Source organism: Marinifilum fragile JCM 15579 (assembly GCF_001310955.1).
Taxonomy (GTDB): domain Bacteria; phylum Bacteroidota; class Bacteroidia; order Bacteroidales; family Marinifilaceae; genus Marinifilum; species Marinifilum fragile.
This window is the reverse complement of the sequence record NZ_BAZX01000002.1, coordinates 184,635-201,015: the sequence shown is the minus strand read 5'-3', so window position 1 is coordinate 201,015 and position 16,381 is coordinate 184,635. Positions and strand designations below refer to the sequence as shown.

The 16,381-nt window shown below is 35.0% G+C and carries 15 protein-coding genes; 11 read left to right on the top strand and 4 right to left on the bottom strand.

Features of this window, described 5'->3' with window-relative positions; all coding sequences use genetic code 11:
* Nucleotides 1–10: 10 nt before the first annotated feature.
* Complete coding sequence (locus JCM15579_RS02745) at nucleotides 11–1,597, top strand: PorP/SprF family type IX secretion system membrane protein (protein WP_054715380.1); 1,587 nt, start codon at nucleotides 11–13, stop codon at nucleotides 1,595–1,597.
* Nucleotides 1,598–1,651: 54 nt separating this feature from the next.
* Here JCM15579_RS02745 and JCM15579_RS02740 read toward each other — a convergent pair whose 3' ends face one another.
* Together JCM15579_RS02740 and JCM15579_RS02735 are read right to left on the bottom strand one after the other, a co-directional pair.
* Nucleotides 1,652–2,098, bottom strand: a complete 447-nt coding sequence (locus JCM15579_RS02740) for a hypothetical protein (protein ID WP_054715377.1) — start codon at nucleotides 2,096–2,098, stop codon at nucleotides 1,652–1,654.
* Between the two features lie 501 nt (nucleotides 2,099–2,599).
* Nucleotides 2,600–3,277 (bottom strand): hypothetical protein, encoded by a 678-nt coding sequence (locus JCM15579_RS02735; protein WP_054715373.1) that lies wholly within the window; start codon nucleotides 3,275–3,277, stop codon nucleotides 2,600–2,602.
* 423 nt (nucleotides 3,278–3,700) lie between these two features.
* On the opposite strand from JCM15579_RS02735, the gene JCM15579_RS02730 reads away from it, so the two are divergent.
* Together JCM15579_RS02730 and JCM15579_RS02725 are read left to right on the top strand one after the other, a co-directional pair.
* Nucleotides 3,701–4,237, top strand: coding sequence for a TetR/AcrR family transcriptional regulator (locus JCM15579_RS02730; protein ID WP_054715370.1), 537 nt, complete (start codon nucleotides 3,701–3,703; stop codon nucleotides 4,235–4,237).
* Nucleotides 4,234–4,743: an HPP family protein gene (locus JCM15579_RS02725; RefSeq protein WP_054715368.1), complete on the top strand. Its 510-nt coding sequence runs from the start codon at nucleotides 4,234–4,236 to the stop codon at nucleotides 4,741–4,743. Before JCM15579_RS02730 ends, JCM15579_RS02725 begins: the two co-directional genes overlap by 4 nt.
* Nucleotides 4,744–5,353: 610 nt before the next feature.
* On the opposite strand, the gene JCM15579_RS02720 is transcribed toward JCM15579_RS02725, so the two are convergent.
* Nucleotides 5,354–6,220, bottom strand: coding sequence for a S24 family peptidase (locus tag JCM15579_RS02720; protein ID WP_054715365.1), 867 nt, complete (start codon nucleotides 6,218–6,220; stop codon nucleotides 5,354–5,356).
* A 754-nt stretch (nucleotides 6,221–6,974) separates the two neighbouring features.
* On the opposite strand from JCM15579_RS02720, the gene JCM15579_RS02715 reads away from it, so the two are divergent.
* The gene (locus JCM15579_RS02715) at nucleotides 6,975–7,181 is read left to right on the top strand and encodes a hypothetical protein (protein ID WP_054715362.1); all 207 of its coding nucleotides are present in this window, start codon (nucleotides 6,975–6,977) and stop codon (nucleotides 7,179–7,181) included.
* 199 nt (nucleotides 7,182–7,380) lie between these two features.
* Here JCM15579_RS02715 and JCM15579_RS02710 read toward each other — a convergent pair whose 3' ends face one another.
* A complete protein-coding gene (locus JCM15579_RS02710) occupies nucleotides 7,381–7,803 on the bottom strand; it encodes a hypothetical protein (protein ID WP_054715359.1) in 423 nt (140 codons plus the stop codon).
* Nucleotides 7,804–8,294: 491 nt separating this feature from the next.
* Between JCM15579_RS02710 and JCM15579_RS02705 the strand changes: the two genes are divergently transcribed.
* From JCM15579_RS02705 to JCM15579_RS02675, 7 genes are all read left to right on the top strand, one after another.
* Nucleotides 8,295–8,543, top strand: coding sequence for a hypothetical protein (locus tag JCM15579_RS02705; protein WP_054715356.1), 249 nt, complete (start codon nucleotides 8,295–8,297; stop codon nucleotides 8,541–8,543).
* 11 nt (nucleotides 8,544–8,554) lie between these two features.
* Entirely contained in the window at nucleotides 8,555–8,800 is a 246-nt protein-coding gene (locus JCM15579_RS02700) for a hypothetical protein (RefSeq protein WP_054715353.1), read from the top strand.
* 2 nt (nucleotides 8,801–8,802) lie between these two features.
* Complete coding sequence (locus JCM15579_RS02695; protein WP_054715350.1) at nucleotides 8,803–9,207, top strand: M15 family metallopeptidase domain-containing protein; 405 nt, start codon at nucleotides 8,803–8,805, stop codon at nucleotides 9,205–9,207.
* Between the two features lie 10 nt (nucleotides 9,208–9,217).
* On the top strand, nucleotides 9,218–9,511 hold the full coding sequence (locus JCM15579_RS02690; RefSeq protein ID WP_054715347.1) for a hypothetical protein: 294 nt from the start codon (nucleotides 9,218–9,220) through the stop codon (nucleotides 9,509–9,511).
* A 442-nt stretch (nucleotides 9,512–9,953) separates the two neighbouring features.
* The gene (locus JCM15579_RS02685; protein ID WP_054715346.1) at nucleotides 9,954–15,179 is read left to right on the top strand and encodes a collagen-like domain-containing protein; all 5,226 of its coding nucleotides are present in this window, start codon (nucleotides 9,954–9,956) and stop codon (nucleotides 15,177–15,179) included.
* A gap of 134 nt (nucleotides 15,180–15,313) precedes the next feature.
* Nucleotides 15,314–15,820 (top strand): hypothetical protein, encoded by a 507-nt coding sequence (locus JCM15579_RS02680; RefSeq protein ID WP_054715344.1) that lies wholly within the window; start codon nucleotides 15,314–15,316, stop codon nucleotides 15,818–15,820.
* 321 nt (nucleotides 15,821–16,141) lie between these two features.
* On the top strand, nucleotides 16,142–16,354 hold the full coding sequence (locus JCM15579_RS02675) for a hypothetical protein (RefSeq protein ID WP_054715343.1): 213 nt from the start codon (nucleotides 16,142–16,144) through the stop codon (nucleotides 16,352–16,354).
* The last annotated feature ends 27 nt before the right edge of the window (nucleotides 16,355–16,381 follow it).

Below are 16,381 nucleotides of genomic sequence, written 5' to 3'. Positions count from 1 at the left end.
CCACTCACCAATGAAACCATTTTACGTTACTAAATATATTCCGATATTCATTTTTATTCTGGTTTGTTTCTGCGGAAGTAAGCTAGAGGCACAGCAAGTTCCCTTGCTCGACCAATACTATATCAATCCAACAGTATACAATCCCGCAGCTGCAGGAGCCAACAACCTGTTTAGTGCATACTTGTTAAGGAATCAGAAATTTGCTGATTTTGATGGTGGTCAGGTTACACATGTTTTTACTGCCGATGCTGCTCTTAAAGAAGCAAAATACGGGCTTGGTTTTAGTCTGGTAAACGACAATGTTGGGATTTTTGACAACACACAAGCCCTTGCAAGCTATTCTTACAGGCTTGAAATTGCTTCCGATCACTTTTTACGATTTGGTCTATCTGCCGGAATATCCGATTTTAGGGTAAACATGAACGATTTAAGAGCAAATCCCGACGATCCTTACCTGATTAATACAGATTTTAAAAATACCGAATTCATGGCAAATATGGGTTTGTATTACACCTATAAAAATGTAGTGGTGGGTTTAACCATTCCGCAACTTTTAAACAACTCGGTAAGTGAAAGCAGAGATGGATCTGAATCATCATACAAACTGGTTCGTCATGCCATGCTAAGCGGAGGTTACGAGTTTAAAATCCCTCGAATAAGAGACTTAAGCGTTACACCATACCTTATGATGAGATATGCAGATAGCTCTCCTTTTCAGTTTGATGCAAATGTTATTGCCAAACTTGCAGACAAAGGCTGGTTCGCAGTAAATTACAGAGACGATTTTTCTGTTGGGTTAAATATAGGTGTGAATGTTTTAAAGAACTTTGTAATTGGATATTCATACGATATTGGCATCCAAAAAACAGGAAGATATTCATCCAATAATCATGAATTTCTTATCGGATATCGATTAAAATCAAAAAAGAAAAGAGAACCGGAAAGGATTCTAGACAATGATATAAGCACTTTAAAATCCTTATTGGCTGAGAAATACAAAAAGATTGACCGTTTGCGCCACGAACTGGAACAGATAGAAAAAGAAGAGAAAATGACCGATGAAGATCGGGATGGTGTGCCTGATGAAAAGGACAATTGTCCGGGTACTCCACCATTCTACATTGTTGATGAAAATGGTTGTCCTGTAGATTCCGATCAGGATGGCGTGGTAGATAGTGAAGATTATTGCCCTGAAATTCCCGGAATTGCAGCAAACAATGGCTGTCCAGAACAAAAGGAAGAAAGAATTGAAATGGAAGAGCGATTGGAGAATATCTATTTTGCCTTCGGTAAATATGAATTAACCGAATATTCTCGCAGAAAACTAACTCCCGTTATCAAAATGATGGTAGAAAATGTTTCTTACATTCTTAAAATGCATGGTCATACTGATGATATTGGTTCCGATGACTCAAATATAGAATTAGCATACAAACGTCTTACAACAGTTAAAAACTATTTACTTCTAAATAGTGTGCCAGACAATAGAATTATCATCATTCCCCACGGAGAAAAAAATCCGCTTGTCGCAAATACCGACAATCAAAGCAGAGCAAACAACAGACGTGTAACCTTCGAAATTTACGACTATCAATAAAAACAAAAACGCCGATATAAATTCATATCGGCGTTTTTAATTATTTTGATTTCTTTATTTAAAGAGAAAAACTTTTCTTTCCTGAGTTCCTGGACGACCAATAATGTTTTTGATATAGTCATTCTTTTCGTTCAAAACACCAGCTTTCTGAACATATCCTTTTCCCATTGGCATACTTGCTCCCCAAGCACCACTTGGACTGCAATTTTCAAAATCAGTAATTTTCACAATGGTATGTACACCCACCGTAATAATACAGGTTTTGTAAGTTTTTGCAAGCTCTAAAGTTTCTTTGATATTGTCTTTGGTTAAGTCAATTGTTTTATCAGCCTGTTTTTCTGCTAATTTATTAATGGTTACAATTGGCTGTCCTAAATCTGCAAATTCATCATTAAAACTAATAGAACCTGCAACAAATTCTTTCAATACCTCAAGTTTTGTATTCTGTGCACTCAATGAAAATCCAATCAGCACAAATAATATAACTATTGATTTTTTCATAGTTGGGATTTTATATTAATAAAGATTAAACTATTAATTGATATACAAATCTACAAAATATGTTCACTTTATTCCATATTTTGTTTAAAATAAATTTTATCCCAAACTAAATTCCGTGCGTATTGTAGTATTTACAAGTACTTGCAACTAACGAAAAAAGCTTAGGCACCACCCCAAGCTTTCTTTTACTAACCACTATTTACTAACCTAAATCTTAGAGAAACTTCCTGTTTGTTTTCTCTATTGTAAAACTATCTCAATTAATCGTTAAATGGGCTCAAAGGAAGTTAAAGAAACTTAAACTCTTTTTTTTTGCAATGCATATAAAATAAAAAACCCGGCTGGTAAGCCGGGCATTTTATTTAAAATCCTAATCTATTATTCTATGAAAAAACCTAATCTATCTCTTTGTCTGTAACAAATGTATTTAACATTTGAGTTAATAAATGAGAAGATGTGTTAAAGAATGTAAAAATTTTAAATACATATCGTTTTTAAGCTCTAGATCGAACAAGCTTTTAATATACTTTCAACCTGTCCACCTATTCCTGGCTTATTGGCAGAGAATGCTTGTTCAAATGCAGCTGTCCCTACAGTAAAAGCAGCAGCATTGCTTGCCTTAACCGTTTCTATCCTTTCTACACTGTCAATGCTACCGGCTACAATGATCGGTTTTTTTGATGATTTACATACATCCGTAATCAAACTAGGGATATCTTCTTCTAAATGGCGATAAGCCAATAAATCCAACCCATCTACCCCATCAATACTGGTTATTTCTTCAGCTTGAGCAGCAATTTCAGCAATTGTCCCCTTCAAAATACTTGGATGATCTTCAACTCGACCCACAAAAGGATAATATTTTAGTGGATGATCTTTCACCAAAGGAGCAATCAGTTCAGGTCTTGTTCCTCCTAACAGATAATCTACATTTAAATCCATTGCCACCTTTGCTGAGTTGATTTCGCTCTCCGAATCTAAACTTACCACTTCCAAATAAACTGTAGCTCCTTCCTGCTTCAAATCATGTGTTAACTCTTTTAGCTCTTCTAAAGGCAATCCCATATCTTTAAAACCGATATGTTTTACTCCCTCTGCCACAATTTCTTTCACATATTTTCTGGCATCTTGTACTGTTTTATCATCCCGCGTAAGCATGAATATAAGATCTATGCTCATTTATACTTAATTTGTTAATGTTAGTAATAGTGTTTTTTGTTTTTGTGAATGCAAATATACTTTATCCATTCATTTACAAAGAATTTATATGGAAGGAAGTATTCTTTATACAACGGATTTCCTCTTTTGATTGGCTATTTCATAAATCAAACTAAGGATTACACGAAATCAATTGTAAAATATCAAATACAGCCTGACATTTCTGCCAGGCTTTTTGTATTTAATAAATTGATACTAATTAAATACTCTAACTTTTATCGAACAATCTCATATTATATAAGTGGAAATACAATTGTTCTTGCAAAGCATACAAAAAGATTGATTTCATCGAACTTCCTTTTATAAGTTAGCGGATAAAAACTTTTTTGATATTTTTCTTTACAAATACAGACAGACTTTTCTGTTTTTATATACATTTGCATCATGGAAAAATTAAAACCGAAAGAAAGAATAATGAATGTTGCCATTGAACTATTCCATAGGCAAGGTTACAACTCAACTGGTGTTAATCAAATTATAAAAGAATCAAAAGTAGCCAAAGCAAGCTTTTATGACCATTTCGAATCTAAAGAAAAGTTAGCTGTTGAATACCTTAAGCGAAGACATTTGGTATGGTTTGGTGGCTTAACTGAATTTACCTGTAAAGCAAAAAATTTCAGGGAGATCATATTAAAATCATTTGAATATCTTAAATACATGAACAAGAAGGAGGACTTTAGTGGCTGTGTCTTCTTGAATATGCTTTCTGAACTTAAAAGTGAAAATAAAGAGATATACGAAATCATCAAAAGTCACAAGTTAGATCTGCAACAATTCTTTTCAAAAAATATTGCCGATAATATGAAAGCCTTTCAAATATATATGCTTTTTGAAGCTTGTTTAATTACAAGTCAAGTTTATCGAAATCAAAATCAGGTTGATAAGACTATCGACTTTTTAAAATCAGAAATTCTATCATGAGAGATTATCTTTTAAAAATAAAAACCAGCTCATCAAGTCCAGGCAGTCTGGGATTCAAATTCTCAATATTCTCTGGACTGGGAGGGTTTGTTGCTATAATGGCAGTTTCGCTCCTAACCTATCATTTTAATGCTCCGTTTTTAATGGCCCCATTCGGAGCAACCTGCGTGCTTGCCTTTGGGGTGCCAAATAGTCCGTTAGCACAGCCAAGAAACATTATTGGCGGGCATTTATTATCAACAATAATTGGTATTGGCTGTTTTTACATATTGGGGAACGAATGGTATTCATTGGCCCTTGGTGTTGGCATAGCTATTGGACTAATGCAATTAACAGGTACAACACATCCACCTGCCGGAGCCGACCCAATCGTGGTTATTCTGGGAGCAAAAGGACTTGCATTTATTGTTAATCCCGTCCTTTCAGGAGCTATTGTTATAACAATTATTGCAATACTTTTTAATAATTTGAGCAAAAACAGATCCTATCCATCCTATTGGATTTAATTCTAAAGTAAGAACATTTTGTTCTTGATAATTTTAAGAGTATAGAAGACATGATTCTATGGACCTCCCTACCGCACGAAACGAAATTCGATGAAATCAATTCTTTCATATGGTTCGGCTAAATTTAAAATTGAACCTAAACAAAAAAAGCCTGGCAGAAATGTCAGGCTTTTTTTGTATTCAAGAAAAATAATACTTTAAAATTACTAGAACTTGATTTTACCTTCTTAGAACCGATTTTTCCTTAAACATCTATTTCTAAAGGAATGTAACGTTATTTTTCTCTAGCCAAACTCACGTCGAGTAAAAAGTTGATTATCTGACTCACCCCAGAGGGTCAAAAAGTCAAAAGTTGAGCTCCTAAATTGCGACAGAGGGTCGCCGAGCAATTTTTTGAGCTGCTGGCTGACGCCAGCACATGGCCAAGGGAAAAATTGACCTCCTTGCTGGCCACAGGCAATCAATTTGCAAAAAAATGAGGCCCTGAATTGCGCCAGAGGCTGAATTTTCAATTTTTCTATAGACTGGCGCAAGAAAAATATCCTAGCTCAACAATATCCATAAAAAAAATCCTTCCGAATATCTTCGAAAGGATTTATCTTTAATAAAGTTATGAGTTATTCTCAAAATTCTCAATAATGGTAGTCAACCTTTCAATTTTATTCTCAAAATCTAACTGCTTTATTTCTAAATTATTTATCATTTGATACAAATTGGCAGAATGATTCCCTAAATCAAAGCTCATGTATGATTTTACTGCCCAAACTTCTAAAATATCTTCCTGATTAATGGTCTTAATGGGGTAGCTAGTATTATCACTCTTCAGAATTAACTGTTTACGTTCTTTCAAGCGATTTAAAACTCTTTTTACAACCACCCCAGACTTAAGCACAACAACATATACTAGGCCATCCTTTATGAATTCAGCATCATCAACTGCCATAGCAAAAACCCAAGAACTATTTGTTAAAGTGGGCTCCATACTATCTCCTGAAACTTGAAACCCTCTAAAAGTAGCCCCTTGAAATTCAGGACGTGGTATTGAAAACGCAGGTTGCTGTTCCAAATATTGGGCATTATCTATATTTTCGGGGTAGCCAGCGGATGCTCTTACATCTAGCATTAATATATTCTCTTTTTCATTGCTATCAACCGTAATACATTTAGGAATTACAAATTGCTTTTCTGATTTATCATTTTCTTTTTGATAATTTATCTCATCTCTCCCTTTTACTATAGACTTACTCTTAAAGGGTTCTCCACTACCGGTCAAAAGCCATTCAATGTTAACGCATTCAAACTTTCTTGTAATATCAGAAAGGATATCAAAGCTTGGTTTATTTTTAGCATTGAGAACATTGTATATCTTATCAGCCCGCGAATAGCCTAGAAGCCTTGAAAAAGCAAGAGGACTATATCCAAGTTTGGTTATTATTAATTCAAATCTTTGACTGTAATCATTATTATTATGACTCATGAAATATATATTGATTTTGCGAAATACAATTTTTATTGTATGTTTGTACTGATTATTTGAGCAAAGATAGTAAAAATAAAGACAATTATCAAGCAATGTATACTTATAATCATTAGTAAATCAGACACTAAGGAAATTTTTATTTTTCTAAACAACTGATTAACAATGATTGAAATAAATTTATTTAATTACAATAATTATCGAAACCAACCAAACACAATTACAATGTATTATAAAGTAAAGTTTAAAAGGGCAAGCATTTTTTTCTCCATAGTTATTTATAGAAAAAATGTATGTATAATCAGTAAAGAAAAACAATAAACAAATGACTACTAAGCATTATTATTTTTTAGAGAAGAAGCGTATTGTGAAATTTATTATAAAAAGCTTAATTAATAAACAAAGGAGACAAGTTTATTACTAAGCTCACAGAGTACTCATAAAAAATAAAGCAGAATATAATATTCAGGATCTATCAATTAAAACTCCTTATGATTTATTGAAAAAACAATAGTACACTCAATTCCAAGAAATAAAGGCAATTAACCAAACGAATGACTTTCTATCTAATTCATCATGCACCTAATAGATAGAGCTCGACCAGCAATAATGTTTATTATCAATATAATCACAGCTTTATCAATTCTATTGTAGTTTAGAATTATTCTACAATAAGCTTTATAAACTCACCAATATCGCTATGAAAAATTAACAATGGATAATCAAAATCCAACTATTTAAATTTACATTGAACATGGGATACAACAAACGAAATTTACTAATTAAGATAATCGAGGTACAAAATATATATGTAGAACATTCTAAAAGAGGAGCAACAGGGAAATGGATTTTTAATGAATTAATTCATCCGACGTTCAGAATTAGCAGAGCTACTTTTTACAATTATCTTGGAACCAATGCAAAAAAGGAATTAAAGGAATTAGATGCCAGTGATAAATGAAAAGTTTGTTTCTGTTACGAACTAAACGCCATGTGTTTATAAATTAAGGAGCTCCGGTTTTTTGATCCAATCACTAGCCGGACTTTAAATTATTCATCAGAAACGCCATGACCTTTACCATACTTCATAAAAAGACTGTTGATTTCTTCAAACCTACCAACGATTAGGAGCAAAATTGAATATAACTCACCATATCATACTAATTGATGGCTGGATAGTATGGTGTGGATATTATATACTGAAATGCATGTGTATTTTTATTTGAGTTCAATGCTTCTAGTCTGTTAATTGTAATTGGACCTGTCTCTTCACTTTGAACATTTCGAAGAAGAAAGAGTAGTTTTTTTAACAATTTGAAACCTTTGTAATCCTCCCTTTCATTTTCATCCTTTCTTTTCTTAAAAATCACCTTTATAACAAAAATCATTTTTCCTATTGGATATTTGTCATTAGGACATGGATAATCTATAGTTCTAAGTTTGAATAAAACAAGCGGTAATGCATTGTTTTTATACTCACCTTCAAATTGATTAAGATCCCACTCGTAATTTAATTGAGGTAAGAATCCATCTTCCACATGTTTGTTAATACATTTTTTAATTGATAAATACAATCCATCCATAATTATTAACATTTTAATTTATTAATACAATGTCATCTTTAACCCATACAGGTATATTACAAAAATAACACAACACAAAATTATATTATGATATTTCATTTGTCTTTGTAAAGATACTTTTACTTTTAATCGATCCTTAATACAATATCGACTCTCGCTTTTGTATAAATATGGTAAAATAAAAATCAGTACCAAGTAAAAAGTCCAATGATTAGACTATTCTATACAACTGTTATATAGTTTTTTGGAGCACATAGAAATGATTTGCAACTTTGAAATCGAAACAAAGAAAAAGTAATTTACTTATCTAGTATTCATTTAAAAAATGCGTAAAACCAAATTGAATCCTCTAATAAATTAGTTACAACCACTAATGATTTGTCATTTTTTATGTATTTGTGAAATCTAAATCAACAATCTCTATAAATTCATAGTACGGGAACAAAATAAATACATAACCAAATAGACCAATCACTAAATTTAAATGAAAAATGGACAAAAATATTATAGCAAGAATAATTAACGAAACAGCAAACAAATCGGAAGAAGACCTACTACGTAGCCTGGAAAAAAAAATTAAGGCCGCAGATAGTGCTGGTGATTTTAAAGCACAGGCCGATTATTGGAAAGAACAATATCAAAACTTACGAAAACAATGTATTCGTGCCTTAAACGGCAAAAATGGTTTAAAGCGACTAAGCAAGATTCTTGAGGAAGATGTGTACACACTAACAATTTAAAAATATAGCCAATGGAAAAAAAAGTAAACATTACACTTGGTCAAGTTTTGTCAATGGCTTTAACTGTTTTTATTATCACTCTTGGGGGCTGGATTAACATGAGCGGAAGAGTAAAAGCTCTTGAAGTAGAAACAGATATTCGCATTAGGCAATTAGAGACACAAGTGCAGAAAAACAGGGACTATTTTCACAAAATTCTGGATGAAGTACAGCAGGTGAAAATTGTTCTTGAGAACAAAAAAGACAGGGAGAAATAACAATGACATTCACTTTTAGCAAGAGGTCATTGGATCGACTTGGGAAAGTTGATCAGCGATTACAGCAACTAATGCATAACGCCATTGCCTTAAGTCCCATTGATTTTGGAATACCTGAATATGGCGGCTTAAGAACCGAAGAAGAACAACAACAATTGTATCAAAAAGGCCTGTCGAAATGCGATGGCTACAAGATCAAAAGCTATCACCAAACAGGAAATGCAATTGACATCTATGCCTATGTAAATGGCAAGGCCTCCTGGGACAAGATTCACCTGGCAATTATAGCCGGAGTAATTCTGGGAGAAGCAAATCGAATGAACCTGAATGTTAGGTGGGGTGGCACATTTGGTAGTGACGCATTTAAAGGCTGGGACATGCCACATTTCGAGCTAAGTACAGTTTAAATTATCAATCATGGGATTTTTATCAAGCAAACGATCAGAAAAAATAATTGACGGAGCCATTAAAGGCATCGATGCCCTTTTCTTTACCAAAGAGGAGAAAGCGCAGCAATCGTTAAAAGTTGCCGATGCTCAAATGCAATTCCTCAAGACAACTCTAAGTGAAAACTCGGCAAGATCATTAACCCGCAGATTCCTTGCCCTGGCAATAGTTGGTGTATTTCTACTCCTTATACTGGGAGCAGGCCTTGCATACCCTATCAACCAGGAATACGCAAAATTTCTGTTCCAGCTGTTGGTGCATTAAACACACTGGTAATGATGGTGGCCGGATTCTTTTTCGGAGCTTACATGATTGGTTCGCACATTTGGGGAAATGGGCGAGCAAGAGAAAAAACAAAGTAATCACCAAAGGCTAAGTTCTTAGCAACAATGGCATAACAAATTCATTAAAAATTGAATCCCCCCTTCTTCGATGAAATGATTTCATCAGTGCCATTACTTACATGCCACTCAAGCCAATACCAAATTATATTGGTATTCAACCAAAAATGTGGCATGCAAGAAACAATTAAATATCTACTGGAAAAAGTACATACCACTTTCGGCTAAAAAATAGAATAATGCAAAATGCAGGTAGCGACGGAAAGTTGTATGGTTTTTTCCTAAGTGGATATGATCCGGATATTCAAAAATCTTCAGATAAGGGATTATTAATTAAATGCAAGTAGCATTAAAAGATATTAATTATGGATATAAAAAATTTAATAACAAACAACGCCATTTTAGCCTTGCTCCTGGAACAACAGGAGATTGAACAAGTAAAGCAAGAAGTTGGCCTTGTTCCTGGTGAAGATGGGTATGAAACACATGCCGGAAAATTCTATACCTCTGCCGATGTCATTACCTTAAGAGAAAATGCTGACTTTGGCCTTGGTTCAACCAGTTTTACCGGGTTGGTAGCTAAAAAATACGACGGAATTAACGATGGGCAATTGGTATTTGATGCCGATGGATATGCTCGTGTAGGTGATAAAGGTAGCCTGCAAATGATTGCCACTCGTGAGGATGCTCCCTTAAGCAATGGAATTGCATTCTATGACAACGATACCCGTAAATTTAAAACCAAAGCAGAATCTACCTTGTCGGTAGCACAATCGGTAAATGCCAATAAGTTGGATAACATTGAATCATTCCGTTACTTAAGAAATGACATCAATAATCCAAAACTAAGGGTAAGTGGCGGATTAACATTTACTTTAGAGGCTGATTCCGACAACTCAAACGAATCTGATAATGTTTCATTCATCCTTTCTCAGGATGGTGGCGGAACAACAGCCACTTTAGGCTTAAACAGTTCAAACGACCTTTACCTTAATCATGGTAGCAAGCAGGTGTTCAAATATGATGAAGGCAATGAAGATGTAATATTCAATTCAACCATTCTTTCCTCGGCAAAGTTCAACAAAACAGTGTTGTATTCACCAGAAAATGCAACTGACATCATGAATATACGCAGATATGGTAGTGATCATACCCTTCTAAATGTATGGAGTCCTCCTCAAACAGCTTGGGGTGGTGCAAAAGAATCTACCCTCTCATTGGTAAGAGGAGATGGAAATGAATACTTTATGGACTTCTACAATATGGATTACGGATTGTCCGATAATGGTAATTATCTGGATTATGGAAAGCCAGAAATGGGAATCAGACTCCAGAAAAGAGGAAGTGGAACCTATACCCCATTCTATATTGAGTATGGAGATGGAACCAAAGAGTTTAAAGCAATTACAATCCTTCCAAATGGTACAGATACAGTTAACCATACTTCGGTAGAACTAAATAGATTAATTGCTAATTACGATGGAAACAGAAAGTTCGAAACGACTTCCGAAGGCACTAAAACAATTGGTAGTCACACCATTTCCAATACCAGTGGAGTTGGCGAAATAGGTAGTAAAAATAGCTCTTGGTTTCATTTTGAAACAGACAGACCAGCCTTTCATTTTAATACAGGCATACATGCAACTGACCGTTTTGCTGTTTATGGTACGAATACCTACCTCGCTAATGGAATGTTAAAGTTAAATTCAAACGATTGGATCAAACACACCGATGCTGTAAACGAAGGTTGGGAAATTGTTACTGACGGGACAAAAGATTTTGAAATTCTTAGAAATATAGGAATCATATCGCATAGAGATACTACATTTAAAGGTACTATAGGAACAGCTCCCTTTATCTCTGGAATTGGAGGCAAAGGAACCTGGAGAATATCACAAAATGCCAACGCTGAATTTGATAACCTCGATTTAAGAGAAGGCCTAACATGCAATACTTTCACCAATAATAAAATTAATATCTCAAATGGTGATTTAATAGTATCAGATACGGATACAATAGAGTATGTCGACGGTAACATTCTTTATTTCTCAAAAGAGCAACCATTCCGAGTGGGTGACATTTTAAGATGCCAGGGCTCAAGCTCTCCCGGAAACATTAAATCCTACTACATTACAGTAGAAAGTGAAGGTACATCTCAGAGTCGTACCGATGATGAAGGTGAATTGATGAAGTATATCACATTCACTGAAAAAACCGGTTCTGGTACAATTGAAATTGGAGACATTCTTCTTAGATGGAATAGTTCAGATACAGACAGAAAAGGATTACTCTATTTGAGTTCAAGCTCTACCTACGCTCCATTTTATGATGTGATATATAACGGGAAAACCAAGGCCAGATTCGGACGTTTGGATGGAATTACCAGTTCAACAGGTAAGGTTCTTTCAGGTTATGGCTTGTGGGCACAAAACGGATACTTTGAAGGTTGGCTGAATGCCAAGGAAGGTTTAATTGCAAATTGTACCATTAATTCTGATTCTGTTTCTACTCCTGGATGGACTTTACATTCCAATGGTTCGGGAAATTTAGCCAATGGTGCTATTGTGTGGGATAAAGATGGAAAAACTACACTGGGATCAGGTGTTACGCTTCAGTGGGAACATCTAAGTGCAGAATCAAAAGCCAATCTTGTTGGACCACAAGGAGTAAAAGGTGATCCGGGCAATGATGGAGTGACTACATACACCTGGATAAAGTATGCTGATAGTGCATCAGGTTCAGGTTTGTCAAATTCACCTATTGGTAAAGAATACATTGGCTTTGCATATAATAAAACATCAGCCACTGAATCAAATAACGCTGCTGATTATTCATGGTCTTTAGTTAAAGGAGACAAAGGGGATACAGGAGTGAAAGGTGACTCTGGTGCAGATGGTATCACAACCTATACATGGATTAAATATTCTGATTCTGCTGATGGAACAAATCTTTATGATACGCCAAATTCCAACACGCTTTACATCGGAATTGCCACTAATAAAACATCTTCGACTGAAAGCTCCAATAAAGCAGATTACAAATGGTCTTTGTTTAAGGGTGACAAAGGTGACACTGGATCCACCGGACCTGAAGGACCACAAGGAGTAAAAGGTGATCCGGGTAATGATGGAGTGACTACATACACCTGGATAAAGTATGCTGATAGTGCGTCAGGTTCAGGTTTGTCAAATTCACCTATTGGTAAAGAATACATTGGTTTTGCATATAATAAAACATCAGCCACTGAATCAAATAACGCTGCTGATTATTCATGGTCTTTAGTTAAAGGAGACAAAGGGGATACAGGAGTGAAAGGTGACTCTGGTGCAGATGGTATCACAACCTATACATGGATTAAATATTCTGATTCTGCTGATGGAACAAATCTTTATGATACCCCAAATTCAAACACACTATACATCGGAATTGCCACTAATAAAACATCTTCGACTGAAAGCTCCAATAAAGCAGATTACAAATGGTCTTTGTTTAAGGGGGATAAAGGTGACACTGGAGCAAAAGGTGACACTGGAGCAAAAGGCGACAAAGGAGATCCCGGAACAAATGGTGTAAATGGACAAGATGGTAGAGATGGAAAAGACGCACCTGTTTTATACGCTTGGTCAGGTTCAACTAGTGTACCTACAAATACCAATTACGCTGGAGGCTCAAAATATACCTTCACCTCGGAATGGGGAGGAAAAGCTAGTATATGGATTAAAGGTTATGATTTTGAAGGAGGTATTCACGCTGGTTTAAATAACTCTGATTTAGGAGCCATGAGTGCCCCAGATGTAGTTACCCGATGGTTCAAATTTGATGCTACTTTAAATATTGGATCCAATGAAATTTCGATTTGGTCAGTAAGTGGAGACGGAGGTAGTACAAAAGAAATAATAGTTAAAGCTGAACCTATCAATAACACTTATATTGATGCTACCGGTTTATATACAGGCACAATTCATGCGAATAAAATCAATGCTGGAACCATTCATGCTGATAGAATCGGTGTAGCCTCTATTGGTGCTTCAAAAATTAAAACCAATGAGTTAGTTGTTGGCAACAATATCGCCATGGGACCTAATGCTACCATTAGCTGGTCTAAAGTGTCCGGCACATCTGGTGTAGAGACTACAGCTGGGGCTCAAGTTAAAGCAAATTTAGCAGCTAAAATGTCTGGTGCAAAAATGTTATACCGAGATCCAAACTTTATTACTGGTTGGAATGGTACAGGAACATATAACAATGCTGCCAATGGCAACGTAATAAGAACATTAGTAACTCCTTCCTCAGACTCACCAAATAAGGTAGGTCAGATGATGAAAATTGTTACCAATGGAAGCGCATCACCAGGTCATGGTGGTTTTTACTTTTCGGTTGGAACACATGCAAACAGGGAGCTAATCTGTAAGTTTATTGCGAAAATTCCAGTAGGTTATAGTGTTGCTTGGGCTTCAAATAGCATTGGAACAGGCGCTACTAATAAATGGCTAACTCCAACATCTGGAACTGGTAGATTTGAAGAATATATCTACTACGTAAAAGCTGGTTATTCAGGTTCATTTAGTTCTACACACTATTATTATTTAAGTGGAGGAGCGGCTCCAGTTACCTGGTATGTAGCTTATGCTACTGTTTTTGATTCTTCAATTGCTGAAGGTTATACAACTACCATTGATGCAAACGGTATCTATACAGGAACAATTACTGCAAATCAAATCAACTCAGGTCATATTAGTGCTGACAGAATTGAAACAGGTAGCTTACACGGTAATAAAATTACTTCGAATACCATTACAGCTACTCAAATTGCAGCAAATGCAATTACAGCAAGTAAAATTTCTTCAAATGCTATAGAATCTGGGCACATTAAAGCTGGGACAATTACAGCAGATAAAATTGCTACAGGGACCATTACAGCGGATAAATTAGACGCAAGGGTATTGACCGCAGATAACATTAATTTCGATAATGCTGTAGGAAATAATGTAACGCTAACAGGCGAAGTTAATGCAACAGAAGGAACTATTGGTGGGTTTAAAATTTCTGGAAGAACTCTTTATGCTGGTACTACTGGTACAAACAGATACATTAATATAGAGGCTAAAAGCGATGGTACAGGATATATAGATATTAGAGGCACTAATTCTTCCTCGAATTTACTTTACATACAAGGAGGTAGAATTCAACATCAAGCTGGAGAATTTCTGGCTGCCGACATTAATGCCCGAGGAACATTATTAGTAAATCAATTACAGTTAAAAAAATATACCAGTTCAGGAAGTACAAATTCTAGTTCCCCTACTACATTAAACGCGAATGGAGCATCCTACTTTTCTATTGGAAGCAGCACAGATAGCCGAAAATTCTATAATCTAATCAATGGTGTAGATGGTCAAATCATCTATATATTCAATAGGAATGACAACGAATCCTGCTATATAAAGTATTACGTTTTAGCAGACACTTATGAATATGAAATACAAGGAGGTACTGCTGTAACTTTAATTTATGATACCAATACAAAATATGGACCAACAGTAAGTGGTGGACATTGGGTTATAGCAGGCAGATACGATCAAAATTGGTAAAAGGCTTATCTAATATTTACCTAAAGTTTTATTGACACACTATTACACTACTGAATTCAATCACTTAGAAACATTTTATAACATGCCAGCACCAACATGCTAATGTGCGGGCTTAACCAAGAAAATTTAAACATATGAAAAACAAAAATTTGTACGAGTTAAAAGAGGTAATTAACCGTGTTAACAAGAAGGGAAACAACAAGTTCAAATTGGCTTTGCTATTGAATGAAAAGATGATTGATGAGCGCATTGAGTCCATTGACAAATTGCGTGAGCAATCGGAAGAATACAAAGCTTTTGAGCAAAAGAGACATGAATTGATTGCATCTCATGCTGAATTAGATGAAAATGGACAAGTGATCGTTTATTCACAACCTGATGGAAAAGGAAGTGTTACAAATGATGGTTATGGCTACCCAAACATTGTAAAAGAGAAAAAGAAGTACGAAAAACAATTGACTGAATTGCAAGAAGAAAACAAAGAGGTAGTTGAAGCAGAAATTAAAAAACAATCCGATTTTGTGGAAACCCTTGATCAGGAAATAGATCCTGCCATTGAATTCAGCTCAATTCCTTTCGATGCTGTACCAGAAATCGAATACGAAGAAATGAAAGTCTTAATGCCTTTCATCGAAAAGTAAAAACAAACTAATGTGTTAACAACTAACACAACTTTACTATCCCTTAAATGAAGAAATGAATATCCGGATCTGAAATTTGATATTACTTTTTCTTCTTTTCCCCAACAAGAAAGTAATACCATCTCATAAACCTCTAACAAGGGATACAACTCAAACAAACAAAATAGCATACCCTTAATTTTCAATAAATAAAATTGAAAATTGGCGGACCGACAGAACTGTATGCTGGCGGCCTGCCCGGGGTATCCTATGCTATAATTTGAAACATCAAATACTGCTTTTACATTGATCCTCAGCAGTATTTAATAAACAAATATCAATATGATACATGAAAAAGATATATTTGACGATTTAGGTCCAGGAGGAGAACCTGAAAGACTTGAACCTGAATCAGGTAAACAACACAGTTCGTTCATGATTACCGGTCGCGTGTTCGATCATTCCACTTCAGGCTTGGGCAAAGGCTTGTATGTGTATGCCTATCAACACGATTCAGATAAAAAATTAATCTACAGAAAAAAAAACTGCCTGTAGAGCTGATGGTAGCTTTAGCATTCAGTT

Bases quoted from the DNA above. Each gene is read 5' to 3' on its own strand.
- JCM15579_RS02685 (WP_054715346.1), top strand. From the start codon at position 9,954: ATGGATATAAAAAATTTAATAACAAACAACGCCATTTTAGCCTTGCTC.
- JCM15579_RS02680 (WP_054715344.1), top strand. From the start codon at position 15,314: ATGAAAAACAAAAATTTGTACGAGTTAAAAGAGGTAATTAACCGTGTT.
- JCM15579_RS02695 (WP_054715350.1), top strand. From the start codon at position 8,803: ATGACATTCACTTTTAGCAAGAGGTCATTGGATCGACTTGGGAAAGTT.
- JCM15579_RS02735 (WP_054715373.1), bottom strand. From the start codon at position 3,277: ATGAGCATAGATCTTATATTCATGCTTACGCGGGATGATAAAACAGTA.
- JCM15579_RS02675 (WP_054715343.1), top strand. From the start codon at position 16,142: ATGATACATGAAAAAGATATATTTGACGATTTAGGTCCAGGAGGAGAA.
- JCM15579_RS02725 (WP_054715368.1), top strand. From the start codon at position 4,234: ATGAGAGATTATCTTTTAAAAATAAAAACCAGCTCATCAAGTCCAGGC.
- JCM15579_RS02720 (WP_054715365.1), bottom strand. From the start codon at position 6,220: ATGAGTCATAATAATAATGATTACAGTCAAAGATTTGAATTAATAATA.
- JCM15579_RS02740 (WP_054715377.1), bottom strand. From the start codon at position 2,098: ATGAAAAAATCAATAGTTATATTATTTGTGCTGATTGGATTTTCATTG.
- JCM15579_RS02700 (WP_054715353.1), top strand. From the start codon at position 8,555: ATGGAAAAAAAAGTAAACATTACACTTGGTCAAGTTTTGTCAATGGCT.
- JCM15579_RS02710 (WP_054715359.1), bottom strand. From the start codon at position 7,803: ATGGATGGATTGTATTTATCAATTAAAAAATGTATTAACAAACATGTG.
- JCM15579_RS02690 (WP_054715347.1), top strand. From the start codon at position 9,218: ATGGGATTTTTATCAAGCAAACGATCAGAAAAAATAATTGACGGAGCC.
- JCM15579_RS02745 (WP_054715380.1), top strand. From the start codon at position 11: ATGAAACCATTTTACGTTACTAAATATATTCCGATATTCATTTTTATT.
- JCM15579_RS02715 (WP_054715362.1), top strand. From the start codon at position 6,975: ATGGGATACAACAAACGAAATTTACTAATTAAGATAATCGAGGTACAA.
- JCM15579_RS02730 (WP_054715370.1), top strand. From the start codon at position 3,701: ATGGAAAAATTAAAACCGAAAGAAAGAATAATGAATGTTGCCATTGAA.
- JCM15579_RS02705 (WP_054715356.1), top strand. From the start codon at position 8,295: ATGGACAAAAATATTATAGCAAGAATAATTAACGAAACAGCAAACAAA.